This is a genomic window from Streptomyces sp. NPDC001970 (assembly GCF_053594115.1).
In genome coordinates, this window is sequence record NZ_JBSFDW010000008.1 from 212,338 (window position 1) to 238,083 (window position 25,746).

22 protein-coding genes and 1 tRNA gene are annotated in these 25,746 nt (G+C 71.0%); 9 read left to right on the forward strand and 14 right to left on the reverse strand.

The features are described 5' to 3' along the window. Positions 1-52: 52 nt before the first annotated feature. Positions 53-628, reverse strand: a complete 576-nt coding sequence (locus tag ACWCP0_RS13330; RefSeq protein ID WP_451078934.1) for a TetR/AcrR family transcriptional regulator — start codon at positions 626-628, stop codon at positions 53-55. 160 nt (positions 629-788) lie between these two features. Between ACWCP0_RS13330 and ACWCP0_RS13335 the strand changes: the two genes are divergently transcribed. Further along, positions 789-4,046, forward strand: a complete 3,258-nt coding sequence (locus ACWCP0_RS13335; RefSeq protein ID WP_451078935.1) for a S41 family peptidase — start codon at positions 789-791, stop codon at positions 4,044-4,046. Between the two features lie 123 nt (positions 4,047-4,169). Here ACWCP0_RS13335 and ACWCP0_RS13340 read toward each other — a convergent pair whose 3' ends face one another. From ACWCP0_RS13340 to ACWCP0_RS13355, 4 genes are all read right to left on the reverse strand, one after another. Continuing rightward, the gene (locus ACWCP0_RS13340) at positions 4,170-4,442 is read right to left on the reverse strand and encodes a hypothetical protein (protein ID WP_451078990.1); all 273 of its coding nucleotides are present in this window, start codon (positions 4,440-4,442) and stop codon (positions 4,170-4,172) included. A gap of 97 nt (positions 4,443-4,539) precedes the next feature. Beyond that, positions 4,540-5,430 carry an SDR family oxidoreductase gene (locus ACWCP0_RS13345; RefSeq protein WP_451078936.1) on the reverse strand — a complete coding sequence of 297 codons (891 nt, stop codon included), beginning with the start codon at positions 5,428-5,430 and terminating at the stop codon, positions 4,540-4,542. Further along, a complete protein-coding gene (locus ACWCP0_RS13350; RefSeq protein WP_451078991.1) occupies positions 5,427-6,344 on the reverse strand; it encodes an alpha/beta fold hydrolase in 918 nt (305 codons plus the stop codon). The genes ACWCP0_RS13345 and ACWCP0_RS13350 overlap by 4 nt, the downstream gene beginning before the upstream one ends. 8 nt (positions 6,345-6,352) lie before the next feature. Beyond that, positions 6,353-7,882: a flavin-containing monooxygenase gene (locus tag ACWCP0_RS13355; protein WP_451078937.1), complete on the reverse strand. Its 1,530-nt coding sequence runs from the start codon at positions 7,880-7,882 to the stop codon at positions 6,353-6,355. 192 nt (positions 7,883-8,074) lie between these two features. Here ACWCP0_RS13355 and ACWCP0_RS13360 point away from each other — a divergent pair, with 192 nt between their 5' ends. After that, on the forward strand, positions 8,075-8,695 hold the full coding sequence (locus ACWCP0_RS13360; RefSeq protein WP_451078992.1) for a MerR family transcriptional regulator: 621 nt from the start codon (positions 8,075-8,077) through the stop codon (positions 8,693-8,695). Positions 8,696-9,078: 383 nt separating this feature from the next. Here the strand turns inward: ACWCP0_RS13360 and ACWCP0_RS13365 are convergent, their stop codons facing one another. Beyond that, positions 9,079-9,888 (reverse strand): exodeoxyribonuclease III, encoded by an 810-nt coding sequence (locus ACWCP0_RS13365; protein WP_451078938.1) that lies wholly within the window; start codon positions 9,886-9,888, stop codon positions 9,079-9,081. Positions 9,889-9,939: 51 nt separating this feature from the next. Between ACWCP0_RS13365 and ACWCP0_RS13370 the strand changes: the two genes are divergently transcribed. The 6 genes from ACWCP0_RS13370 (at position 9,940) to ACWCP0_RS13395 (ending at position 16,617) form a co-directional block, all read left to right on the forward strand. Beyond that, a complete protein-coding gene (locus ACWCP0_RS13370) occupies positions 9,940-10,422 on the forward strand; it encodes a GNAT family N-acetyltransferase (RefSeq protein WP_451078939.1) in 483 nt (160 codons plus the stop codon). Between the two features lie 150 nt (positions 10,423-10,572). Further along, a complete protein-coding gene (locus ACWCP0_RS13375; protein ID WP_451078940.1) occupies positions 10,573-11,562 on the forward strand; it encodes a trypsin-like serine peptidase in 990 nt (329 codons plus the stop codon). Between the two features lie 172 nt (positions 11,563-11,734). Further along, positions 11,735-12,910, forward strand: coding sequence for a lactate 2-monooxygenase (locus ACWCP0_RS13380; RefSeq protein ID WP_451078941.1), 1,176 nt, complete (start codon positions 11,735-11,737; stop codon positions 12,908-12,910). Beyond that, positions 12,907-13,932: a 2-hydroxyacid dehydrogenase gene (locus tag ACWCP0_RS13385; protein ID WP_451078942.1), complete on the forward strand. Its 1,026-nt coding sequence runs from the start codon at positions 12,907-12,909 to the stop codon at positions 13,930-13,932. The genes ACWCP0_RS13380 and ACWCP0_RS13385 overlap by 4 nt, the downstream gene beginning before the upstream one ends. A gap of 250 nt (positions 13,933-14,182) precedes the next feature. After that, positions 14,183-16,240, forward strand: coding sequence for a phosphocholine-specific phospholipase C (locus tag ACWCP0_RS13390; RefSeq protein ID WP_451078943.1), 2,058 nt, complete (start codon positions 14,183-14,185; stop codon positions 16,238-16,240). Positions 16,241-16,323: 83 nt separating this feature from the next. Then, the gene (locus tag ACWCP0_RS13395) at positions 16,324-16,617 is read left to right on the forward strand and encodes a hypothetical protein (RefSeq protein ID WP_451078944.1); all 294 of its coding nucleotides are present in this window, start codon (positions 16,324-16,326) and stop codon (positions 16,615-16,617) included. A 7-nt stretch (positions 16,618-16,624) separates the two neighbouring features. On the opposite strand, the gene ACWCP0_RS13400 is transcribed toward ACWCP0_RS13395, so the two are convergent. The 7 genes from ACWCP0_RS13400 to galU form a co-directional block, all read right to left on the reverse strand. Next, positions 16,625-16,698: transfer RNA gene (locus ACWCP0_RS13400), tRNA-Ala, on the reverse strand. Positions 16,699-16,783: 85 nt separating this feature from the next. After that, on the reverse strand, positions 16,784-17,860 hold the full coding sequence (sepX, locus tag ACWCP0_RS13405; RefSeq protein WP_451078945.1) for a divisome protein SepX/GlpR: 1,077 nt from the start codon (positions 17,858-17,860) through the stop codon (positions 16,784-16,786). Positions 17,861-18,013: 153 nt separating this feature from the next. Continuing rightward, positions 18,014-18,619 (reverse strand): GNAT family N-acetyltransferase, encoded by a 606-nt coding sequence (locus ACWCP0_RS13410; RefSeq protein ID WP_451078946.1) that lies wholly within the window; start codon positions 18,617-18,619, stop codon positions 18,014-18,016. A gap of 17 nt (positions 18,620-18,636) precedes the next feature. Beyond that, a complete protein-coding gene (locus tag ACWCP0_RS13415) occupies positions 18,637-19,140 on the reverse strand; it encodes a MogA/MoaB family molybdenum cofactor biosynthesis protein (protein WP_451078993.1) in 504 nt (167 codons plus the stop codon). 83 nt (positions 19,141-19,223) lie between these two features. Then, entirely contained in the window at positions 19,224-19,715 is a 492-nt protein-coding gene (moaC, locus tag ACWCP0_RS13420; protein WP_451078947.1) for a cyclic pyranopterin monophosphate synthase MoaC, read from the reverse strand. Positions 19,716-19,794: 79 nt separating this feature from the next. Then, positions 19,795-21,171, reverse strand: a complete 1,377-nt coding sequence (gene glp / locus ACWCP0_RS13425) for a molybdotransferase-like divisome protein Glp (protein ID WP_451078948.1) — start codon at positions 21,169-21,171, stop codon at positions 19,795-19,797. 4 nt (positions 21,172-21,175) lie between these two features. Then, on the reverse strand, positions 21,176-22,078 hold the full coding sequence (gene galU, locus ACWCP0_RS13430; protein ID WP_451078949.1) for a UTP--glucose-1-phosphate uridylyltransferase GalU: 903 nt from the start codon (positions 22,076-22,078) through the stop codon (positions 21,176-21,178). Between the two features lie 107 nt (positions 22,079-22,185). Between galU and ACWCP0_RS13435 the strand changes: the two genes are divergently transcribed. Further along, a complete protein-coding gene (locus ACWCP0_RS13435; RefSeq protein WP_451078950.1) occupies positions 22,186-22,767 on the forward strand; it encodes a 5-formyltetrahydrofolate cyclo-ligase in 582 nt (193 codons plus the stop codon). A gap of 103 nt (positions 22,768-22,870) precedes the next feature. On the opposite strand, the gene ACWCP0_RS13440 is transcribed toward ACWCP0_RS13435, so the two are convergent. Beyond that, the gene (locus ACWCP0_RS13440; protein ID WP_451078951.1) at positions 22,871-25,684 is read right to left on the reverse strand and encodes a penicillin acylase family protein; all 2,814 of its coding nucleotides are present in this window, start codon (positions 25,682-25,684) and stop codon (positions 22,871-22,873) included. Positions 25,685-25,746: the final 62 nt, after the last annotated feature.

The window sequence follows — 25,746 nt, forward strand, 5'->3', positions numbered from 1 at the left end:
CGCCTGCCCGGGGAACAACCCCCGGACCCCCGGCCGGGACAGCCGGCCGCGGTCACCGGACACCCAGCGCGGGGAGCACCACCGCATCGATGTAGTCGCGCAGGAAGCCCTGACTCATGGGCTGGTCCTTGATCAGCGGGTGGGCCACGAAGGCGCCGACCAGCATGTGCGACATGAACTTCAGTGCGGGGTTGTCCGCGGAGATCTCGCCGCGGCCGATCGCCCGCTGCAGCATCGCGTCGAGACCGGTCATCTCGGGTTCGATGAACAGCTCACGCAGTGCCTGGAGCAGATCGTCGTTCTCGTGGACCGCCCGTGCGAGGCCCCGCATCAGCGCGGTGTCCCGCTCCATCCGGCAGTCGTCGGTCTGCGACACCATCTCGAGGAAGTCGCCGCGCAGGCTGCCGGTGTCGATCTGCGAGACGTCCACCGGCTTGCTGTGCCGCAGCGACATGGCCACCAGCTCCGGCTTGCTCCCCCACTGGCGGTAGAGGGTGGCCTTGCTGGAGCGGGTGCGGGCGGCGACGGCGTCCATGGTGAGGGCGTCGTAGCCGACCTCGCGCAGCAGGTCGAGCACGGCTTCGTACAGCTCGGCCTCGCGCTCCGGCGTGAGTCTGCTGCGTGCCATGACCGACCTTCCGAACGAAACGGTTTCGTACAGTATGAAGATACCCCGGGCTTCAGCGAAACGAAACCGTTTCGTACGTGTCCTGGGCCACAGCGACATCCACCGGCGGAAGTCCCCTCCACAAGTTGCCGGGCCCTGCGCACACGGAAAGCATTGGGGGGTGAGAGAAGACGTCGCGTATCTCCGCTTCCCGCATCTGCACGACGACTTGCTGTGCTTCGCGGCCGAGGACGATCTGTGGATCGCCCCCCTCGTCCCCGAAGGCGAGATCCCGGGCCGCGCGTGGCGGGTCACCGTCGACCGGACCCGGGTCGGCCACCCCCGCTTCTCGCCGGACGGCCGCCACATCGCCTTCACCACCTGGCGCAGCCTCGACCCCGAGATCCATCTCGCGCCGGTCGACGGTGGCCCCGCGCGGCGGCTCAGCTACTGGGGGTCGACCGACACCCGGGTCTGCGGCTGGGACCCGGACGGCAACATCCTCGCCGTCTCCTCGCACGGCCAGCCGTTCTCGTACTTCTCCTGGGCCTACAAGGTGTCCACGGACGGCGACCCCGGCAAGCGCCTCCCCTGGGGCCCGGTCGCGGACATCTCCGTCGCCGACATCGACGGCTGCCACCGCACGCTCCTGCTCACCGGCAAGCCGCCGCACGAGCCGGCGGCGTGGAAGCGGTACCGGGGCGGGGCGATGGGGCGGCTGTATCTGCACGGGGAGCGGCTGCTGCCGGACATCGGCGGCCATCTGGACTGCCCGATGTTCGTGGACGGCCGCATCGCCTTCCTCTCCGACCACGAGGGCGTCGGCAACCTCTACTCCTGCCTCCCCGACGGCACGGACCTGCGGCGCCACACCGACCACGACGCCTTCTACGCCCGGCACGCCTCCAGCGACGGGCGCCGGATCGTCTACCAGTGCGCGGGCGACCTGTGGATAGTCGACGACCTGGGACCGGACGCGGAGCCGCGCAAGCTGGACGTACGGCTCGAGGGTCCCCGCGCCGGACGACGGCGGTACCAGGTGCCGGCCGCCCACCACGTCGACGGGCTGTCGGTCGACACGACCGGCCGCGCCAGCGCCGTCTCCGTACGCGGCAGCCTGTACTGGCTCACCCACCGCGACGGCCCGGCCCGGACGATGACCGACACCCCGGGCGTGCGGGTGCGGCTCCCCGAGATGCTGGGCAGCGGCGGCCAGGTCGCGTACGTCACCGATGCCGAGGGCGAGGACGCGATCGAGATCGCGTATCTGCCGCGGGCGAGCGGCGACCGGGCACCGCGTCGGCTGGCCCCCGGAAAGGTCGGCCGGGTGCTCGAGCTGAAGTCGGACCCGGCAGGGGAGCGCCTCGCGATCGCCTCGCACGACGGGCGGCTGCTGCTCATCGACGCGGCCGAGGAGTCCGACGGCGAAGTGACGGAGCTGATCCGGTCCGACAACGGGCCGGTGCGCGACCTCGCCTTCTCGCCCCTCGGAAATTGGCTGACCTGGTCGCATCCGGGCATCGGACGCTCGCTGCGGCTGATCAAGATGGCGCGGCTCGACGGGCCGGGCCCCCGCACGATCGTCGATGTCACCAACGGCCGCTTCGAGGACGAGAATCCCGTCTTCACCCGCGACGGCCGCTATCTGGCCTTCCTGTCGTGGCGCGGCTTCGACCCGGTGTACGACGTGCACACCGGGGACCTGTCGTTCCCGCTGGGCTGCCGGCCCTATCTGGTGCCGCTGTCTTCCGCGACCCCGTCGCCGTTCGCGCTGCTGCCCGACGGGCGTCCCGCGGCCGGCGGCCTCGATCCGGTGGAGGCCGAGATCGGCGAAGGCGCGGCCATGGTGGAGGTGGAGGGCCTGGAGAACCGGGTCACGCCCTTCCCGGTGTCCGCGTCCAAGTACTCGGCGCTGTACCCCGTCCACGGCGGCGGTCTGGTCTGGCTGCGCTGGCCGATCTCGGGCGCGCTGGGCGAGACGTTCGCCAACCCCGCCGATCCCTCGCCCCGGCCGACGCTGGAGTACTTCGACATCACGAAGGCCCGTAAGACCGAACTCGTCCAGCATCTCGACTCGTTCGCGGTGAGCGGCGACGGTACGCGGCTGGTGGTCGTCGACGAAGGGGACCTGCGGGCGGTGCCCGCGACCGAATCCGGCGACAGCGACTCCACCGTCTACATCGACCTGCGCCGGATCATGCACGAAGTGGATCCGGCGGCGGAGTGGCGGGGTGCGTACGAGGAGGCGGGGCGGCTCATCCGCGCGTACTTCTGGGAACCGGACATGTGCGGCATCGACTGGGACGGCGTGCTGGCGCAGTACCGTCCGCTGGTCGAACGGGTCGCGTCCCCCGACGAGTTCGCCGATCTCCTGCGCGAAGTGCTCGGCGAGCTGGGCACGTCGCACGCGTACGTCACCCCCGCGCGCCGCAACGAGGGGCCGCCGCACTACCAGCGGGCGATCGGGCTGCTGGGCGCCAACCTCGCGCACCGGGAGGAGGGCTGGGTCGTCAGACGGATCCTGCCCGGTGACTCGTCCGACTCCAAGGCGCGTTCCCCGCTCGCCGGAACGGGCATCCGCGACTGTGCCGTGCTGACGCATGTGGACGGGCTGCCCGTGGATCCGGTCGCCGGTCCGTATCCGCTGCTGGCGGCGGCGGGCGGCACGACCGTGGAGCTCACCTTCCAGCCGGCCGACGGCGAGGGCCCGCCGCGCCGGGTCGCGATCGTGCCGCTGGTGGACGAGCGTCCGCTGCGCTACCAGGACTGGATCGCGAAGCGCCGTGAGGTCGTACGGGAGATCAGCGGCGGCAAGTGCGGGTATCTGCACATCCCGGACATGGGCGGCTCGGGCTGGGCCCAGTTCAACCGTGATCTGCGGAAGGAAATGTCCCGCCCGGCGCTGATCGTGGACGTACGCGGCAACGCGGGCGGCCACATCAGCGAGTTGGTCATCGAGAAGCTGATCCGCCCGATCCTGGGCTGGGACCTGACGCGCAACGCCCAGCCCGTCTCGTACACGTCGAACGCACCGCGCGGCCCGGTCGTCGCGCTCGCCGACGAGGCCACCTCGTCGGACGGCGACATGATCACTGCGGCGTTCCGGCTGCTGGGCCTCGGCCCGGTGGTCGGCCAGCGCACCTGGGGCGGGGTCGTCGGCATGACCGGGCGGCACCGGCTCGGTGACGGCACGGTGATCACGGTGCCGATGAACGCGGCGTGGTTCGACGCGTACGGCTGGTCCGTCGAGAACCACGGCGTGGACCCGGACATCTTCGCCGAGCGGCCGCCGCTGCACTGGGCCGAGGGCAAGCGCACGGACCTGGAGACCGCGGTCCAGGTCGCCCTCGACCGCCTCGAACAGCATCCGGCGGCGACCCCGCCCGGCTACGACAAGGTCCCGGACCGCCGTCGGCCGAAGCTCCCGCCGCGGGCCTGAACCTCTGCAGAACACGGCACCCTGACTCCGCGGGCCCGACTTGCGGGCCTGAACCTCTGCAACACGGCACGCGGAAGGGGCACACCCCGTGCACGGGGTGTGCCCCTTCCTCAGCCTCGGACGTCAGGCGTCGTAGTCCTGGTCGAAGCGGTCATCGGCCTCCCGCTGGAGCCGGCGCGTCTCGTCGTTCGCCTCACGCTGCTTCGAACCCTGCTGCTGCGAGCGCTGCTGAGCACGCTCCTGCGGCGACTTCTGCGGGGTCCTGCCCTGCGGCGCGTGCTGCTTCTGCGAACGCTGCTGAGAGCGCTGCGACGCTTCGTCCTTCGCGTTGCCCGTCTGCTTGCCCTGCTCCGCGAGACGACCCGCCTTGTCCTTGAACTGCTCCTGGATGCCCATCTGGTTCACTCCTAGAAGGGTGTGAGAGGTGAGGGGCCTTTGCAGGCCCCCCGGGCCTCGACCAGCCTGGCATGCACGGACATGGCTCGCATTTCGATCAGTTACGCTGCGTACGCCCGCTGTGTTCCTGCTCGTCGGCCGCGCCGCCGGCGCCCACCAGCCCCTTGCTCACCCCCGACAGCCGGGGCTCGAAGCGCCGCATCTCGCGCTGTCCGACGGTCGCGATCAGACTCGGCAGATATCCGCGCACCGACTGCATCCCGCGCAGCCACCACTGCGCGTACACATGCGCCGAGCGGCGCTCGATCCCCGCGACGATCCGGTCCACGGCCGGCCCGAGCGGATACGTACGGTTCGCCGGCCACGGCAGCCGCTGCCGCAACTCCCGCATCACGGAGTCCTGGTCGGCGCCGCGGACCATGTCCGTGTCCGTCCAGGACAGATAGCCGACCCCCACCTTGACGCCCCTGTACGCGACTTCGGCCCGCAGGGAGTGCGCGAACGCCTCCGCGCCCGACTTGGACGCGCAGTACGCCGTCATCATCGGGGCCGGGGTGATCGCGGCGAGCGAGGCGATCTGCAGGAAGTACCCCCGGCTCTCCATCAGCACCGGCAGGAAGGCACGCGCGGTGACCGCGCCGCCGACGAGATTGACCTCGACGACGCGCCGCCACGCCTGCGGATCGGACTCCGCGAAGGGCCCGCCCGCCGCCACTCCCGCATTGGCGACGACGATGTCGACCTTGCCGAAGCGCTCCTTGACCTCCTGCGCGACCCGGGCCATCGCCTCGTGGTCGGTGACATCGGCATGCCAGTGGTCGCAGTCGGTGTGCAGCCGCCCGGCGACCGCCTTCAGCTCCTCCGGCTCCAGACCCACGAGCGCGACCTTCGCCCCGCGCGCGGACAGCTTGCGGGCCAGGAGCTCACCGATGCCGCGCGCCGCACCCGTGACGACGGCGACCTGTCCGTCCAGGCTGACCCTGCTCATACGGCTGTCTCCTTCTGCTTCAGGTACACGTCCACCAACGTCCGGATCTGGGCGCTGACCGCCTCCGGAGCCTCCACCGGCGTCATGTGCCCCATACCGGCGAGCTCGACGAGGCCGACGCACTCGGGCAGGGCGGCCACCAGCGCGCGGGCGTGGACGATCGGGGTGAGCCGGTCGGCGGTTCCCGCCACGACGGCCGTGGGCACGGTCAACTCCCGTACGTCCGCGTCGAGGTCGAGCTCGGCCAGTACGTGCGCCCAGGCCACCCGGGTCGGGCGCGGGCAGGCGTGCACGATCCGGGCGCACTCGGCGATCCTGTCCGGTGCCGCGCCGGGCCCCATCGTCCCGTACCGCAGGATCCGCTGGGAGAGCGGAGTGACCGGGCCCAGCGGGGCGCGCGAGCCGAGGATCGCGCGGGTGATCCGGGTGCGTGCCCGGCCCGGCCGCATCGGGACCACCAGCGACTCGGCGACCAGCCGGGATGCGCCGGTGCTGCACAGCAGCACGGCGGCGGCGTGCTCCGCGAACTTCGGCCGACCTGCCGCCGCCATGAGCGTCATCCCGCCCATGGAGTGGCCGGCCAGCACCGCCTTCGTGCCGGGTTCGAGCGCGGCGGCGAGCACGGCCTCCAGATCGTCGGCGAGGGCCTTCGTGCTGTGTCCGCCCTTCGGGACGGCGGGCGTACGGCCGTGTCCCCGCTGGTCGTACGCGATCACGCGATGATCGGCGGCCAGGTCCCGTATCTGCGCCGCCCAGAAGTGGGTGGAGCAGGTCCAGCCGTGGGAGAGCACCACGGCGGGCGCGTCCTCGGGGCCGTGCATTTCCACATGGATACGGGCGCCGTCGGCGGAGACGGCCGTCAGTTCGCCTGCGGCGACGGGCGGGGCGGGTGCCGCTCCCACGGACCTCTTCATGAGCCGGCTCACGCGCTCTCCTCCCCCACGGTCGCGGCGACGGTCCCGGTCGCCTCACGGGGCCGGGGCGGGCGGATCACCTCGTACTCCGCGAGGTCCACCTCCCGTGTCTCGCGCCGGAACTCCCCTGTCGTCCCCGGCCAGATGGTGGTGTTGCGGCCGCTCGCGTCCAGGTACCAGCTGGTGCAGCCGCCCGTGTTCCACACGGTGCGCTTCATCCGCTCCTGCACGCGCCGGTTCCACGCCCCGACGGCGGACTGCCGTGCGCCGAGCGCGACCCGGCCCCCGAGGACGCCCAACTGCCGCACATAGTCGGCCATGTAGTTCAGCTGGGACTCGATCATCAGGATCATCGAGCTGTTCCCGAGGCCGGTGTTGGGCCCGATGATCGTCATCCAGTTGGGGAACCCGGCGGCGGTCGCGCCCCGCAGTGACTCCATGCCGCCCTTCCACGCCTCCGCGAGCGTGATCCCGTCGGCGCCCACGACCCGCTCGGCGATCGGCATGTCGGTGACATGGAATCCGGTGCCGAAGATGATCGCGTCGACCTCGGTCTCCGTCCCGTCGGCGGCCACGACCGTCGAGCCGCGCACCTCGGTCAGCCCCGACGCGACCACGTCGACATTGGGCCTGGCCAGCGCCGGGTAGTAGTCGCTGGAGAGCAGGATCCGCTTGCAGCCGATGCGGTACGAGGGGGTCAGCTTCGCCCGCAGCGCCGGGTCCTTGACGGACTTCGCCATGTTGGCCTTGGCGAGGGACTCGATCAGCCCGAGCTGGTTCGGCCGCTTGGTGAACGCGCTGACCTGCAACTCCCTGATGCCCCAGAGCAGTCCGCGGCGCGCGGTCCCGGTGAGCGGCAACTGCCTGTGCAGCCAGCGCTCGACTCCGGTGACCCGGCGGTCCATGCGCGGCATCACCCACGGCGGGGTGCGCTGGAACAGCGTCAGCTTCCCGACCTCCGGCTGGATCGAGGGCACGATCTGGATCGCGGACGCGCCGGTCCCGATCATCGCGACCCGCTTGCCGCGCAGGTCGTAGTCGTGGTCCCAGCGGGCCGAGTGGAAGACCTTGCCGGGGAATTCGGCCAGTCCCGGGATCTCGGGGACCTTCGGGTCGGACAGCGGCCCGGTCGCCGAGACCACGACATCCGCGGTCAGGGTCCCGCCGGAGGTCTCGATCTCCCAGCGCAGCTCGTCGCCGTCCCAGCGCATCATCGTCACTTCGTGACCGAAGCGGATGTGCGGGCGGAGCCGGAAGGTGTCGGTGACGTGCTCCAGGTACGCCCGGATGTGCTCCTGGCCGGAGAAGGTGCGCGGCCAGTCGGGGTTGGGCGCGAACGAGAACGAGTAGAGGTGGGACGGTACGTCGCAGGCGCACCCGGGATAGCTGTTGTCCCGCCAGGTCCCGCCGACCGAGTCCGCCCGCTCGAGGACGACGAAGTCGGTGATCCCCTCGCGGCGCAGCCGGACGGCCGCGCCGAGGCCACCGAAACCGGATCCGATCACCGCCACTCGTACGTGCTCGTACTGCTGGCCCATGACGCCGCCTCCCGCAGAATTCCCGTGACTCCGCTGAACCTTGCCAGCAATCACTGGCATGGTGGGGAGGGTAGAGCCTCTGCATACCGAGCGGTAGGGGTCGAACCAAAGCTGTTCCCATCAGCGACCTCCGGCCGCGGGTACCGCCGGACAACATAGGCTTCGGCTGTGGCAGAAGTACGCGAGTACCGCATGGAGGAGCTGGCCGAGGCGGCCGGCATCACGGTGCGCACCCTGCGCTTCTACCGCGAGCGCGGACTGATCCCGCCACCGCGCAGGGAGGGCCGTATCGCCTGGTACGACGACCACCACCTGGCCCGCCTGCGCACCATCGCCGCCCTGCTGGAACGCGGCCACACCCTCAGCGGAATCGCCGACCTCGCCGCCGCGTTCGAGAGCGGCCGCGACGTGGGCGAGGTCCTGGGCCTCGGTGAACCCACCGAGGAGACCCCGGTCCGCCTCACCCCCGAGGAGCTCGCCGACCACTTCGAGGGCGAGGTCACCCCCGAGAACCTCGCCGCGGCCCTCGACCTCGGCTATCTCGCCACCGACGGCGAAGAGATCGTCCACATCAGCCGCCGCCTGCTCGACGTCTCCGCCGCCCTGGTCAGGGAGGGCGTCCCGCTCGCCGCCGTCCTGGCCGCCGGCCGCGAGGTCCGGGTGCACGCGGAGGCCCTGGCCTCCCTCTTCACCGACCTCCTGCACGCCCACACCGCCGCAGACGACATCGAACGCCTCCGCCCTCTGGCGAAGAGCGTGGTGGACGCGGAACTCTCCATGGCCCTCGACCGCCGCCTGCGCCACGAGCCATGACCCGCCCGGCACGTGCGGCCGAACGCGGGCCCGCACGTGCCCGCCGGGCGCCCGATGACGGACACCCGGACCGAACGGACGGCCCGGTCCTCCTCGAGGGTCCGAGGGCTTGCCCCCAGGTCGGGAAGGGGCGAGGCTGCGTCGATGCGTGGCGGCTCCGCCGCGTGGCGCCCGCCGCAGGCCGCCCCGGACGCGGACCCGGCGACCGGACCGCCCAGGTCCGTAGTTCGCAGGTCCCTCGTTCGTGAAGATCGAGCGGTCGCAGCCGGTCAAGCAGCGGTCGACTTGGGTGCGCACGTATCCCTGTCCGCTCGACAGCGGCCGGGAACGGGCAACGATCACGCGTCGAGCCGTCACTAACAGGTGACCTGCGAAGTCCGGGCCTAGACCTCGAAGACCGCCGTCACCGGCGCATGGTCGCTCCACCGCTCACCATGACTCGCCGCCCGCTCCACGTACGCCTTCACGCACTTCCCGGCCAGCCGCGGCGTCCCGACCAGCAGGTCGATCCGCCACCCCGTGTCGTTGTCGAAGGCCCGGCCGCGGTACGACCACCACGAGTACGGCCCCTCCTGCTCGGGATGCATCGCCCGCACGACGTCCACGTACCCCGCGCCGCCCTCGCCGTCGTCGTACACGCGGCCGAGCCACTCGCGCTCCTCCGGCAGGAATCCGGAGTTCTTCCTGTTGCCCTTCCAGTTCCTGAGGTCGGCCTCCCGGTGCGCGATGTTCCAGTCGCCGCACACCAGCACGTCACGACCCCCGGCCGCCGCCCGCTCCCTCAGGGCCTTGAGGTACGGCAGGTACGCGTCCATGAATCGGAACTTCTCGTCCTGCCGCTCGGTGCCGACCTCGCCCGAGGGCAGATAGAGGCTCGCCACCGTGACACCGGGCAGGTCGACCTCGACGTAGCGGCCGCTGCCGTCGAACTCCTCGCTGTCGAACCCGGTCCGCACGGCGTCCGGCTCGCGCCGCGAGTAGACGGCGACGCCCGCACGGCCCTTCACGGCGGCGGGCACGTGGACCACGTGCCAGCCGTCGGGGGCGCGGACCTCCTCGGGGAGTTGGTGCGCCTCGGCCCGAACCTCCTGCAGGCACACCACATCGGCGGACGTCTGCGCCAGCCACTCGACGAAGCCCTTCTTCGCGGCGGCACGCAGACCGTTGACATTCACGGTGGTCACGGTGAGCATCCCGGCACAATATCCGAGAGTCACGACCTGCATACATGTACGATGTGGCGCATGGATATCCGGCCGACCGCTTTCGACCACCCCGACGCCGTCAAACTCAACGACCAGGTGCAGCTCGAATACGTCGCGCGCTACGGCGACGGGGGCGATGTCACACCGCTCGACGCGTCGATGTTCCGCCCGCCGCGCGGACTCTACCTGCTCGCGTACGACGAGCTGGGCCGCCCCGTCGCCACCGGCGGCTGGCGCTCTCAGGACAGGAACGACGAAGGGTACGAGGACGGCGACGCCGAGCTGAAGCGGATGTACGTCGTCCCGGAGGCGCGCGGCCTGGGCCTCGCCCGGCACATCCTGGCGGCACTGGAGGAGGACGCCCGCGCCGCCGGCCGGACCCGGATGGTGCTGGAGACCGGCACGGCCCAGCCCGAGGCGATCGGGCTGTACACGTCGAGCGGCTACGAACTGAGCGCGAAGTTCGGCCACTACCGGGAGTACGAGAACAGCCGCTGCTTCGCGAAATCGCTCACGCCATGACCCGACCAGGGCCCGACGACGACCTGGCAATGACCTCGCAATGACCTGACGCGCTCCTGACAGAACCTGTGCCTCCGTGGCACCCTGCCTCACGCACGCCGATCCGCACCGTTCTCATCCCCACACCTGCCACGGCAGAAGGAGACATGCGTGAGACGCCATCGCACAGCCGCAGGCATTCTGTCAGCCGTCGGAGCCCTGCTCACGGGCGGCCTGACGACCGCCAACGCGGCCACCCCCGCACCGGTTTCGGCCCACAGCGTCCCGGCCGCCGCACAGCAAACGGCGGCCGCCTTCTGGACCGCGGACCGGATGCGGAGCGCCACCCCGCTCGACCTGCACCTCGGCACGAGCGCGCTCAAGGCCCTCAAGGCCCCGAAGCCCGGCGGTGCCACGACAACCGTCGCGCCCACTCCCGTCGGCGTCGGGCCCACTCTCGCCGCCGTCGCCCCCACCGCCTTCCCGCAGGCGGGCGGCCCCTGGACGGGTGGCGGCGCCGTCGTGAAGACCTCCGGCCGGGTGTTCTTCACCTTCCAGGGCCGTACGGCATCCTGCTCCGGGAACGCCGTGACCAGCCAGAACGCCAGCACGGTCATCACGGCCGGGCACTGCGTCAAGTACCAGGGCAGCTGGCACACCAACTGGGTCTTCGTGCCCGCGTACGACAACGGCCAGGCCCCGTACGGCCAGTGGGCCGCATCGAAGACGCTCACCACCCCGCAGTGGGAGGCGGGCGAGGACATCAACCACGACATCGGCGCAGCGGTCGTCGCCCCGCTGAACGGCCAGAAGCTCACCTCGGTCACCGGCGCGCAGGGCATCCGGTTCAACGGCGGCTACAACAAGCAGATGTACGCCTTCGGCTTCCCGGCCGCGTCCCCGTACGACGGCACGAAGCTGATCCACTGCAGCGGGAACAGCTCACGCGACTTCCTTTTCTCGCAGGACCACAGCCTGGGGTGCAACATGACGGGCGGCTCCAGCGGCGGTCCCTGGTTCACCGGCTTCAGCGAGACGGCGGGCACCGGTCTGCAGGTCTCGGTGAACAGCTTCGGCTACACCTTCCTGCCGAACCGGATGTTCGGCCCGTACTTCGGCAATGAGGCGAAGGCGCTGTACGACAAGGCGCAGGTGTCCTGAACCCCGGTGTGGCCGGCGGGGCGCACCCCTCGCCGGCCGCACCCGGCGCCCCGCACCGGCGCGGTGGCGGGAAGGCAGCCGGAAGGCGGCGGGTCCCTCGACGGGCCCGGAGGGGACCGAACGCCCGCACGACCATGGACGCGACTCGTCCCGCACCGCGAGGATCTCCCGCATGGCGACGACACCGCACTGGGCGGACTTCCAGTACGAGATCTATCTGAACGGCATGACGGGCGCCGTTCCACGGCTGCCCACCGATCTGACCCGGCTCGAGGAACTGGCCGAGCACCGCCTCGGCCCCGGCCCGTTCGGCTACGTGGCGGGCAGCGCGGGCAGCGGCAGCACCGCGCGCGCCAATCGAGCCGCCCTCGACCGCTGGCGAATCGTGCCGCGCATGTTGCGCGACGTGCACGAGCGGGACCTCGCGGTGGAGATGCTGGGGCGGACGATCCCGGCCCCGGTGGCCCTCGCGCCCGTCGGCGTACTGTCGATCATGCACCCGGACGCGGAGCCGGCCGCCGCGCGTGCGGCCGCCGCACGCGGAGTGCCGTACATCCTGTCCTCGGCGTCGAGCACGCCGATGGAGCAGGTCGCCGAGGCGATGGGCGGCGGGGAGCGGTGGTTCCAGCTGTACTGGGCCAAGGACCGCGAGGTGACGGCGAGTTTCCTGGCGCGGGCGAAGGCGGCCGGGTTCACGGCGCTGATCGTCACCCTGGACACTCCGCTGCTGGCCTGGCGGCCCCGCGACCTGGACCAGGCGTATCTGCCGTTCCTCCACGGCGTCGGCACGGCGAACTACTTCTCCGACCCCGCCTTCCAGGCCGGTCTCGCCAAGCCCGTGCACGAGGATCCGAACGCGGCCGTGATGCACTTCGTGGGCATGTTCGCCGACCCGGCCAAGACCTGGCCGGACCTCGGCTTCCTGCGCGAGCACTGGGACGGCCCGATCGTGCTGAAGGGCATCCTGCACCCGGACGACGCGCGCCGCGCGGCCGACGCGGGCATGGACGGGGTGGTGGTCTCGAACCACGGCGGGCGCCAGGTGGCGGGTTCCGTGGCCGCGGCGGACGCGCTGCCGCGGGTCGTCGAGGCGGTCGGCGACCGCCTGACCGTACTCTTCGACAGCGGCATACGCACGGGCGACGACATCTTCAAGGCCCTCGCGCTGGGCGCCCGCGCGGTGCTGCTGGGCCGCCCGTACGCGTACGGCCTCGGCCTCGACGGGCAGGCGGGCGTCGACCACGTCATCCGCTGTCTGCTGGCCGAGTTCGACCTGACGCTGGCGCTGTCGGGCCACGCAGGTCCGGGTTCGCTGACCGCCGACGACCTCGTCAGGGAGTCCGCATGAGCACGGGCACGGGCACGAGCACGAGCACGGGCAACCTCGCCTCCGGCGGCGCCGGCCCCAAGAACGTCCTCGCCGTCATCTCCCCCCACGTCGGGGGCCGTACCGCCGGGGCGGCCCTCGCCGGTCTGCTGCCCGGCGCCCGGGTGACGGTCGTCGAGACGACGGACGAGGACCCCGCCGCCCTGCGGGACGCGCACGTCGTCATCACCGGGCTCGGCCCGGTGACCGCCGGCCACATCGCCGCCGCCCCCGCGCTGGAACTCGTCCAGTGCGCGAGCCACGGTTACGACTACGTCGACCTGGACGCCGCCCGCGCCCGTTCCGTGGCCGTCTGCACCATCGGCTCCAGCGACGCGGAGAGCCGATGCGTGGCCGAGCAGACCTTCGCCCTCATGCTCGCCCTCGCCAAACAGCTGATCCCCGCCCACACCGCCCTCGTCGACGCCGACTGGGCACTTCCGCGCCTCCAGCAGTCCCTCACCGAACTGTCGGGCAAGACACTGGGCATCGTCGGGCTCGGTCACATCGGCGAGGAAGTCGCCCGCCGCGCGGTCGCGTTCGACATGAAGATCCTCTACTCCGGCCGCAACCGTGTGCCGCAGCAGACCGAGGCCCGCCTCGGCGGCGCCCGTCACGTCCCCCTCGACGACCTCCTGCGCGCGTCCGACTACGTCACCCTCCACGCCCCGCTGACCGACGACACCCGTCACCTCATCGACGGCGCTCGCCTCGCCCTCCTCAAGCCGACGGCCTTCCTCGTCAACACCGCCCGCGGCGCGCTCGTCGACCAGGACGCCCTGGCCGACGCCCTGGCCTCGGGCACCCTGGCGGGCGCGGGCATCGACGTCTTCGACCCCGAACCCCCGACCGCGGCCCTCCGCCTGCTCAGCTCCCCGAACGTCGTCCTGTCCCCGCACGTCGCCGGGGTCACCCGCGAGACGCTGGTCCGCATCGCCCTGGCGGCCGTCCAGAACGTGATCGGCCACATGGACGGCAAACCGCTGCGGGACGTCGTGGCGTAGCCCGCCGCTCCGGCGGCCGCCGGCTCGAGGCACCGGCGGCCGCTGCCGTTCGCGGCCACGGGTCACCGGTCACCGGCCACCGGCCACCGGCAGAGGGCGGCGGAGGACGAGGGCCATTGGAGAACTGCGGCCCGGGGCGTTCGCCGTCCGTATCCCGGGCGGTCATGGGGCGTCCGCCGGGAGGTACCCCGCGCGCGCTGTCCTTGGGGCGCTTCTCGCCAGTTCCCTACTAGCAGAGGTCACCTCACCCATGGCAGAACTCAACCGCCGTCGCTTCCTGCAGTTGGCGGGTGGCGCCACCGCGCTCACCCTTCTGTCCGACAGCATCGCCAGGGCTGCCGCCATCCCCGCCCAGGGCAGCACCGGGACCCTCCAGGACGTCGAGCACATCGTCGTCCTGATGCAGGAGAATCGCTCCTTCGACCACTACTTCGGTGCGATGAAGGGCGTACGCGGCTTCGGCGACCCGCGCCCCGTCACCCTGCCCAGCGGCAAGTCCGTGTGGAACCAGGCGGACGGCAAGAAGGTGACGCTGCCGTTCCGGCCCCCGAGCGACGACCTCGGCATGGAGTTCCTCCAGGGCCTCAACCACGACTGGGCGGGTGGCCAGAAGGCGTTCAACCACGGCAAGTACGACCAGTGGGTGCCGGCGAAGACCGCCACCACCATGGCGTACCTGACGCGCGAGGACATCCCGTTCCACTACGCGCTCGCCGACGCCTTCACCATCTGCGACGCGTACCATTGCTCCTTCATCGGCTCCACCGACCCGAACCGCTACTACATGTGGACGGGCCACACCGGCAACGACGGCAAGGGCGGCGGCCCGGTTCTCAACAACGCCGAGGCCGGGTACGACTGGACCACGTACCCCGAGCGTCTCGAAGCGGCCGGGATCTCCTGGAAGATCTACCAGGACATCGGCGACGGCCTCGACGCCGCCGGCCACTGGGGCTGGATCGACGACGCCTATCGCGGCAACTACGGCGACAACTCCCTGCTGTACTTCAACCAGTACCGGAACGCCCAGCCCGGCAACCCGCTGTACGAGAAGGCCCGCTCGGGCACCGACGCGTCGAAGGGCGACGGCTTCTTCGACGTCCTCCGCGCCGACGTCCAGGCGGGCCGGCTCCCGGGGGTCTCCTGGATCGCCGCTCCCGAGGCGTTCTCGGAGCACTCCAACTGGCCCTCCAACTACGGCGCCTGGTACATCGCACAGGTCCTCGACGCCCTGACGTCGGACCCCGACGTGTGGGCCCGTACCGCCCTGTTCATCACCTACGACGAGAACGACGGCTTCTTCGACCACGTCGTGCCGCCGTACGTGCCGGCGTCCGCGGCCCAGGGCCTGTCCACGACCCCGACGGCGCTGGACTGGTTCCCGGGTGCGTCCGGCTATGTCGCCGGACCGTACGGCCTCGGTCCCCGCGTACCCATGCTCGTCGTCTCCCCCTGGAGCACCGGCGGCTACACCTGCTCCGAGACCTTCGACCACACCTCGATCGTCCGCTTCATGGAACGCCGCTTCGGGGTTCAGGAACCGAACATCTCGCCGTGGCGGCGCGCCGTATGCGGCGACCTGACCTCCGCCTTCGACTTCGCGCGTACGGAGACGGTGCCGGCCGAACTGCCGCCGACCGCCGGCTACTACCCGCCGGACAACGACCGTCACCCCGACTTCCTGGCCCCCGCCCCGGCCGTCGGCGCGATGCCCCGGCAGGAGCCGGGCACCAAGCCCACCCGCCCGCTCGCGTACGCGCCGTACGTGGACGGTTCCGCGGACATCACCACCGGCAAGTACCGGCTCACCTTCAGCGGCGGGCACGACGCCGGCGCCCCGTTCTACGTCACCTCGGCGAACCGCACCGACGCGCCCTGGACGTACACGACCGAGGCGGGCAAGTCGATCGCGGACAGCTGGAACACGAAGTACTCGAAGGGCGTCACGGACCTGACCGTCCACGGCCCGAACGGCTTCCTGCGCCGCTTCCGCAACCCGGGGAAGACCGCGGGTCCCGAGGTCACCGCCCGCCACAACGCGGCCACCGGCAACCTCGACCTGACCTTCACCCATGCAGGTACGACAGACGCGCGGCTCACCGTCACCAACGCCTACACGGGCACTCCGCGGACCTTCACGGTCCGCAAGGGTGCGACGGTCACGCACTCGGTCGACCTGAGCACCTGCCGCAACTGGTACGACGTGACGGTCACCTCCACCACCTCGTCCGACTTCCTCCGCCGCTTCGCGGGCCACGTCGAAACCGGCGCCCCGGGCCTGTCCGACCCGGGCATCCTCACCGCCTGATCCGGTCCTCGGCCGTCTGCAGCACGCGCCGCTCCAGCACCGCGAGGTGCTCGGGGCGGCGCGTGCGCGCATGCCTGAGCAGCATGTCCCGCGCCGTCGCACCGACCCGCCGCTTCCGTCTCCATGACACCCGGCACACCTGCGGGTCACTGCTCGTCGCCCTCGACGTGCACCCGCGCATCGCGATGCAGATCCTTCGGCACAGCAAGACCGCGGTGACGATGGAGGTCTACACGCACATCCCGTCCGAGGCGACGCGCAAGGCGCTGCGGAAGTTCGGCAAGCACCTGGACGGGCGGGATCGGAAGCACTTGCTGTACTTCGCTGCTGTACGGCACGACAAAGCCCCTGCCGGATCTCTCCGACAGGGGCTTTGACCTGTTGTGGACCTGAGGGGATTTGAACCCCTGACCCCCTCGATGCGAACGAGGTGCGCTACCAGTCTGCGCCACAGGCCCTTGCAACGAGTGAAACCTTAGCATCCCGATCGGGGTGCTTGGAAATCCGTTCCTCGCTGGTCAGAGGAGCAGGGTTTCCCAGGTGTCACTCGTTGGCCGCGCGGGGGCGGTCCTCGTCGGCGTACTGGTCGAAGAGGGGGGTGCGACCGTGGTCGCGGGTGCGGCGGGGTGAGGTGGTGCGCTGGCGCGGGGGGGCCGGTGCGGAGGGTTCGGCCGGGGAGGAGCGGGCCGAGCTCCAGGTTTCCGGGTCCGTGACATCGATGCCGCTGGTGGCGCGCGGGGCGACCGGGGCCGTGACGTACGTCGGGAGGGGAACCGGGACCGGGTCCCAGCTGTCGCCGCGGGCCGGCGGGCCCGGGTCGCGCTGCTGGTCGACCCACTCGGCGTGGTCGGTCTGCTCGACCAGGGCGCGGCGGCCCGCCTCCTGCGGTGAGACCGCGGGTGGGGGTCCCCCCGGACGAAGTCTGGGGGAGGATTCGGGCTCCGGGCAGGACTCGGGCTCCTCGTCCGGCTCCGCGGCCGCGGCTGCGGGTGCGGGTGCGGCCGGCCGGCGGCGCTCGCGGAGGCGCTTCGCCGCGGCCTCCGCGCGGCGCCGGTCCATGACGTACACGAAGCGGCGGCGTTCCTGCGCACGCAGATGCGCGATGTACGCGGTGAGCAGGACGGCCGGGGCCGCGGGTGCCCAGAGGAAGCCGAGGCCGCCGACCGCGGCGACGATCGCGCCGAGCGTGAAGGCGAGGAAGAGGACCACCGTGGTGCGCCGTCGGCGCGCGAGGACCTTCGAGCGCCGGGCACGCGCGGCGGCCGCACCGGCGGCCGCGGACCCGTTCCCGCGCGGGGCGCGCGCCGGAGGTCGGATGCGGGCCTCCGTACGGGCCGGAGGCGCGGCGAAGGCCCGGACGTCGACGGAACTCAATCGGTCCGTCTCGGCATCCGGGTCGGCGTCGGCGGCGGGCGTCTCCTCCTCGGCGATGCGCTCACGCAGCTCCTTGGCGTACCGGCGCTCCATTCCCGCCCGTCCGGACAGCAGCCGGATGGCGGTGCTGAAGCGTTCCGTCGGACGGGCTTCGTTGAGCTCGTCCTGCCTGCGGAGCCACATCGGCACCAAGTAGGCGGCCCAGGCCCCGACGATGACTGCATAGATGAGGCCGCTGCTGCTCACGCATCACACCGTAGAGGGGTTCGCACGAGGGCATCGGCCAATTGGCCCGGTGTGTCGCACGATCTGGCTGATATCACTGACTTTTTTTGTGATTCTTCAGATCGACCGGCGATCACGATGCGGCCGGATGACGATCGAATTCGAACAATTATTTTATTTCTCGTGACGCGCGGGTCGTGCCTGGTGCCAGCGGCGCAACAGCCCTTCCGGCACCTCCTCGGCCGTCAGTGCGAAGACCAGATGGTCCCGCCACGCACCGTCGATGTGCAGATAGCGGGGCCGGAGTCCCTCTTCGCGGAATCCGAGTTTCTCGACGACCCTGCGGCTCGGCCCGTTCTCGGGGCGAATACAGACTTCGATGCGGTGCAGTCCGACCGTACGGAAGCAGTGGTCGACGGCGAGCGCGACGGCGGTCGGCATCACCCCGCGGCCCGCGACGTCGCGGTCGACCCAGTAGCCGACATGGCCCGAGCACATCGAGCCCCAGGTGATCCCCGCGACGGTGAGCTGGCCGACGAGTTCGCCCTTGTACTCGACCACGAACGGGAGCATCCGGCCTGCGTTGGCCTCGGCACGCAGATGGCGGACCATCTGGCGGTAGGTGGGGCGCTGAGTGATCGGGCCGCCGGGGGCGGGCGGCGGGACGGTCGCCTCCCAGGGGCGCAGCCAGTCGCGGTTGCGCCGGTTCACCTCGCGCCATGCGCGCTGGTCGCGCAGCTTTATCGGGCGGAGGGTGACATCACCGTCCGTCAGGACCACGGGCCAGGACGGGGCGTTCAGCTTGGACTCCCGGTGGGTCCGGAGGCGTCGGCGGGTCCGGGATGGTCACCGCCACGGATCTGGTCGACGGCGTGCGGCAGGATCCGGCCGAGGACGGCGAGCCCGTCCCGTACCCCGCCCGTCGAACCCGGCAGATTGACGATCAGGGTGCGGCCGCCCGCGACACCGGCCAGGCCACGGGACAACGCGGCCGTGGGGACCTTCGCCAGGCCGTACGCCCGGATCGCCTCCGGGATGCCGGGAACCTCGTAGTCGATGACCCGGCGGGTGGCGTCGGGGGTGCGGTCGGTGGGCGAGATGCCGGTGCCGCCGGTGGTGAGGATGACGTCGTACGCCGCGGCGACGCCCTCGCGCAGGGCCGCCTCGACCGGGTCGCCGTCGGGGACGACCCTGGGGCCGTCGACCTCGAAGCCCATGTCCGCGAGCCCTTCGGCGAGGATCGGGCCGCCCTTGTCCTCGTACACACCGGCCGAAGCACGGTTGGAGGCGGTCACGACCAGGGCGCGGCGCGGCGGGCGGGCGGCCTCGTCGTGCTGGGGCGCGGTCCCGTGCGCATGGCTGTGGACCTCACCGGCGCGCGGGGTCACCGTGTCACTCCTTCGCGCGACCAGTCGCCCGACTTTCCGCCCGTCTTCTCCTCCACCCGGATGTCGGAGATGACGGCCGCCTTGTCGACCGCCTTGATCATGTCGACGACGGTCAGCGCGGCCACGGACACCGCCGTCAGGGCCTCCATCTCGACGCCGGTGCGGTCCGTCGTCTTCACCGTCGCGAGGATCTCGACGGCGTCGTCGGCCACGGTCAGGTCAAGCTTCACGCCCGAGACCGCCAGCGGGTGACACAGAGGGATCAGGTCGGGCGTGCGCTTGGCGCCCATGATGCCCGCGATCCGGGCGGTGGCGAGGGCGTCGCCCTTGGGGACTCCCTCGCCGCGCAGGAGCTCGACGACGCGCGGCGAGACGAGGACCCGGCCGCTCGCGCGGGCCGTGCGCGCGGTGACGCTCTTTTCGGAGACGTCGACCATACGGGCCGCGCCCGCCTCGTCGATGTGTGTGAGTCCTTGCTGCGCGCTCATTGCTGTGGCTCCTGGTCACTGTGTGGTCAGACACCGTACCGCCACGGCGGAGCGCTCAGCCGAGCAGGACCACATCCTGTCAGCCGAGCAGGACCACCTCCGTCTCGGTGCCCGGCTCCAGGGACGTGACGTCCTCGGGGACCACGATGAGCGCGTCGGCCTGGGCGAGGGCCGCGATCAGGTGGGACCCGCTGCCACCGACCGGGGTGACGGTGCCCTTCTCCGCATCGTAGGCACCGCGCAGGAACTGACGCTTCCCGGCCGGCGACGGCAGCGCCTTGTCGGCCTGGACCTCGGCGTGCACGCGCGGGCGGTGGACGTCCTTCAGACCCATCAGTGCACGGATGGCCGGGCGGACGAACAGCTCGAACGACACGTACGACGAGACGGGGTTGCCCGGGAGCGCGAGCAGCGGGGTGTGGTCGGGGCCGATCGAGCCGAAGCCCTGCGGCTTGCCCGGCTGCATGGCGAGCTTGCGGAAGTCGATCCCGCTGCCCGGCTCGTCCTCGTCGGCGACCGAGGAGAGCGCCTCCTTGACGACGTCGTACGCGCCGACGCTGACGCCGCCCGTGGTGACCAGCAGATCGGCGCGGATGAACTGGTCCTCGATGGTGGCGCGCAGCTCGTCGGCGTCGTCGGTCACCGCCCCGACGCGGTAGGCGATGGCACCGGCGTCGCGGGCCGCTGCGGTGAGCGCGTAGCTGTTCGAGTCGTAGATCTTGCCCTTGGGCAGCTCCTCGCCGGGCTGGACCAGTTCGCTGCCGGTCGAGAGCACGACGACGCGCGGACGGGGCCGTACCCGCACGGTGCCGCGGCCGATGGCCGCGAGCAGACCGATCTGCGGCGGGCCGATGACGGTGCCCTCGGTCAGGGCGAGATCGCCTGCCTGGACGTCGCTGCCGCGCGCGCGGACGTGCGCGCGGGCCTCCGCGGGCCGGTGGACCCTGACCTCGCCGCTCGCGCCCTCGGGCGCGGCGCCGGCCGGGCGCATGGTCGTCGCCGCTCCGGAGCCCGCGCCGCCGTCGGTCCACTCGACGGGGACGACCGTCTCGGCGCCGGGCGGCAGAGGCGCTCCGGTCATGATGCGGGCGGCCTGCCCGGGGCCGACGGTGGGCGGCTCTCCGCTGCCGGCTGCCACATCGCCGATGACCGTGAGGACCGCGGGGAACTCCTCGCTCGCGCCCGCGACGTCGGCGACCCGGACCGCGTACCCGTCCATCGAGCTGTTGTCGAAGGGCGGCAGGGCTACCGGGACGGTCACGTCCTCGACCAGGACACAGCCCTGCGCGTCGGCCAGCGGCAGCTCGATGGGGTCGAGCGGGCGGATCGCGCCGAGGATGTCCTCCAGGTGCTCGTCCACGGACCACAGCGCCGCGGCACTCCCGGCAGTGCCCGCGGCGGCACTCCCGGCGGTGCCCGCGCCCGGGCCGGTGGACGGTGTTGCCGTACTGCTCAAAGTGCTACATCTCCTCGGTGACGTAACGGCGAAGCCAGGTCCGGAAATCCGGGCCCAGGTCTTCACGTTCGCACGCGAGTCTGACAATGGCACGGAGGTAGTCGCCTCGATCGCCGGTGTCATAGCGGCGGCCCTTGAAGACGACGCCGTGGACCGGGCCGCCGATCTTCTCGTCGGCGGCAAGTTTGTGCAGGGCGTCGGTGATCTGGATCTCGCCACCACGGCCCGGCTCGGTCTCGCGGAGTATCCCGAAGACGGCGGGGTCGAGGACGTAACGGCCGATGATCGCGTAGTTGCTCGGCGCGTCGGCCGGCTCGGGCTTCTCGACCAGGTCCGTCACCCTGACGACGTCGTCGTCACCGGTGGGCTCGACGGCGGCGCAGCCGTACATGTGGATCTGGGCCGGATCCACCTCCATCAGGGCGATGACGCTGCCGCCCTCCCGCTCCTGTATGTCGACCATCCGGGACAGCAGCGGGTCGCGCGGGTCGATCAGGTCGTCGCCGAGGAGGACCGCGAAGGGCTGGTCGCCCACGTGCGGAGCGGCACACAGGACGGCGTGGCCGAGGCCCTTGGGATCGCCCTGGCGCACATAGTGCATAGTGGCGAGGTCGCTGGACTCCTGGACCTTGGCGAGACGCTGGCCGTCGCCCTTGCGCCTCAGGGCCTCCTCCAGCTCGTAGTTGCGGTCGAAGTGGTCCTCGAGGGGGCGCTTGTTGCGGCCTGTGACCATGAGGACGTCCGTGAGACCAGCGCCCACCGCTTCTTCGACGACGTACTGGATGGCCGGCTTGTCGACGACAGGCAGCATCTCTTTGGGAGTGGCCTTCGTAGCGGGCAGGAACCGGGTTCCGAGGCCCGCGGCCGGGATGACAGCCTTGCTGATCCTGGTGTGGGACTGAGTCATGCGCAGCACCATATCTGCTGCGTATGGGCGGAAGATTAGCCTCCGGTTAACTTTCTCCTCATACAGACATATTGGCCATGGTTTGTGAGGTTTTCGTGGATGCGGACATGTCCGGAAAGAGCGCAGTACGGCGTGAACTGCTCGACGCACGACGCCTGCTGTCCCCTGAAGACGTCCGTGAGGCTTCCCTGGTTCTCGCTCGGCACGCGCTCGAACTCCCCGAACTTGCCGCCGTACGCACCGTGGCCGCCTATGTGTCGGTGGGGCGCGAACCGGGCACGCGTGCGCTGATCGACGCGCTGCGCACGCGGGGCGTACGCGTGCTTCTCCCGGTGCTCCTCGACGACAACGATCTCGACTGGGCGGAGTACGAGGGCCCGGACCATCTCGTGCCCGCCCGGCGCGGACTGATGGAGCCGGACGGGCCGCGGCTCGGCCACAAGGCCGTACTGAACGCGGAGACCGTACTGCTGCCCGGGCTCGCGGTGGACGAGCGCGGGATGCGGCTCGGCCGCGGCGGCGGCTCGTACGACCGCGTGCTCGCCCGGCTCTCCCGGGCGGGTGTGCAGCCGCGGCTCGTGGTGCTCCTGTACGCGAACGAGGTGGTCGCGCTGGTCCCGGAGGAACCGCACGACCACCCCGTGCACGCGGTGGTGACGCCCGAAGGCGTCCGCCGTTTCACGGCCTGAGCGGCCCGAGGCCCGCGCCCCGGGGCCCAGGCCCGGGGATCACGCCCGGGGATCACGCCCTGAGCGGCCGGAGATCACGGCCTGAGCACCGCCCTGCGCACGATCACGGCCCGGCCGCCACCGGCCTGAGCACCAGCGTGTCCTGCGTCGCCGCCTCGACCGCCTTGTCCCCGTACGCCCAGTCCAGCAGCTCGCCCTTGGCCCACTTGTCGGTCTGGTCGGTGTAGTGCGCGTTGTAGGCGTGCCCGGAGGCGCCGGTCAGATTGATCCAGCGGGACTTGTCCCAGTCGCCCACGTTGACGACCATCCGCATCGACGGCACCCAGATCACCTCGTAGCCGCCCGCCGCGTTCCAGCCGGTCGCGTTCACGGTGGCCTCGCCGCCGCCCAGGTTCCACGGGCCGCGGTTGAGCATCCACTGCAGGGCGCCGGGACCCTCGGTGCCGAGCGTCTGGTTCTTCAGCGTCAGCTGGTGCAGCCGCCCCCAGCTCCAGGTGGAGGCGTCCTTCCCGAGCTTGGCGGTGAGCTCCCAGCGGGCGTCGTCCATGGCCCGCTTGAGCAGGTCGTCACGGGTCGCGGTGCCGATCTCCTTGCGGTTCGGCGGGGTCTGCCACCACTCGCTGGTCTCGTTCTTCAGCAGCCCGCTCACCACCTCGTACCAGCGGTCGCCGCCGTCCGGCTGGGCCGACTCGGCGTCGCGCTGGCCGCACTCGCGCACGAGCCGGTGCAGATCGTCGACCGGTCCCGTGTTGTCGGCGGGACGCACGTTGAGGCACTCTCCCTCGACGCGCAGCTCCTTGGGCAGCTTGTTGCCGAAGGCGAGCTTGAGGACGTTGCGCCACACGGCGTTGAAGTAGGCCGCGGCCCCGGAGTCCGGCTCCTGGGTGTAGTCCCAGCCCTCCAGCAGCTTCTGCGCCTCCCGCACGTACGGGTCGGAGATGTCGATCTTCAGCAGATGCGGCGTCAGCTCCTTGGCGATCTCGCTGCTGTTGTCCATCTGCATGGTGCGCATGTCGTCCGTGGAGATCTTCCCGCCGTCCTTGGTCTTCAAGTCGATGAGGTCGTTGATCCGCTGGCTGCGGGAGCCGTAGCCGTAGTCCGTGGTGATCAGGTACGGGTACTTCTTCGCGTCCACGACGGCCTGGTTGGCCGTCACGATGTAGCCGCGCTTCGGGTCGAACTCGTACGGCAGCTCGTCGAAGGGGATGTACTTCTTCCAGTCGGACTTCGGGTCCCAGCCGGGCGCCGGCATGGAACCGTCCAGGCCTTCGGCGCGGATCGGGATCCTGCCGGGTGCCTGGTAGCCGATGTGGCCCTTGGTGTCGGCGTAGATCAGGTTCTGGGACGGGACCTCGAAGTCCTTGGCGGCGGCACGGAAGCTGTCCCAGTCCTTGGCGCGGTTGAGCTTGAAGACCGCGTCCATGGACTTGCCCGGGTCCAGCGCGGTCCACCTCAGCGCCACGCCGTAGCCCGCGGCCCGGTCCGGGGCGGAGGTCTTGACCGGTGCGCGCTTGCCGACGCCCTCCAGCTCATCGCTGCGGTCGGAGACCAGCGGGCCGTGCTGGGTTTCGCGGACCAGGATGGTGTGGCTCTCGCCGCCGGCGACCTTGATGATCTCCTCGCGGGTCGTGAACGGCTTGATCGTGCTGCCGGACAGGTAGCCGGTCTCGGAGATCTTCTCCAGGTAGAGGTCTGTGACGTCGGCACCGAGGTTGGTGAAGCCCCAGGCGATGTCCTGGTTGTGACCGATGATCACGCCCGGCATGCCGGAGAAGGTGTATCCGGCGACGTCGAAGGTGCACTTGTCGGAGACCGCGCGGCAGTGCAGGCCCATCTGCGACCAGAGGGAGGGCAGCTGCGGCGCCAGGTGCGGGTCGTTGGCCAGCAGCGGCTTGCCGGTGGTCGTGTACGCGCCCGAGACGACCCAGGAGTTGGAGCCGATGCCGTTGCCGTTCGGGCCGAGCAGAGCCGGGATGCCGTCGAGGGAGTCGGAGAGCGCGGAGAGCTGGGACTGCATGCCCTGTGCGTCCTGGTCGGCCTGGGTCCCCTGAGTGCCCTGCACGGACGCGTTCGATCCACTGTCCGCCGAGCCGGAGCCGGAGCCGGAGCCGGAGTCCGAGTCCGAGGACGGCTCGGCCTCCGGGTCCCACTTCTCGGTGTCGGGGTCGACGGCGCCGCGCTGGACGACCGGCTTGTTCGACTCGTACGGATAGGCCGGGTACAGCTCCTTGATCTGCTGCGCGCTCAGCCTGCTGGTCATCAGCGAACGGTCGATCTCGTCCTGCATGTTGCCGCGCAGATCCCAGGCCATGGCCTTGAGCCAGGCCACCGAGTCGACCGGCGTCCACTTCTCGGGCTTGTAGTCGTTGGTGAAGCCGAGAGCGGCGTACTCGACGGAGATGTCCTTGTTGTTCCGCCCCTCCAGGTAGGCGTTCACGCCGTCCGCGTACGCCTGGAGGTGCTTCTTGGTCTCGGGCGACAGTTCGGATTCGAACTCCCGCTCCGCCACCTTGCGCCAGCCGAGCGTGCGCAGGAAGGCGTCCGTCTCGACCGACCCGGAGCCGAACATCTCGGAGAGCCGGCCGGCGGTCACATGGCGCCGTACGTCCATCTCCCAGAAGCGGTCCTGGGCGTGGACATAGCCCTGGGCCTTGAACAGGTCCTCGTCGCTGCTCGCGTAGATCTGCGGAATGCCGTTGGCGTCACGCTTGACGTCGACGGGGCTCGACAGGCCCTTGAGCTTGATCGTGCCGGTGGTCTGCGGGAAGGAGGCACGTACGGCGCTCACGCCCCAGTACGAGCCGTAGCCGACGCCCCCGACCAGCGACAGCACCAGGAGGATCACGATCAGACGGGCGCGTCGCCCCTTCCTCTTGGCGGGCTTCTCGGCCGCAGGGGCGGTGGTGTTGGCGGGCATCGCTGTCCTTCGAGGGGCAGGGTGGACCAGGGAGTGCTGGAGCAACCATAGGCGCAGCGCGA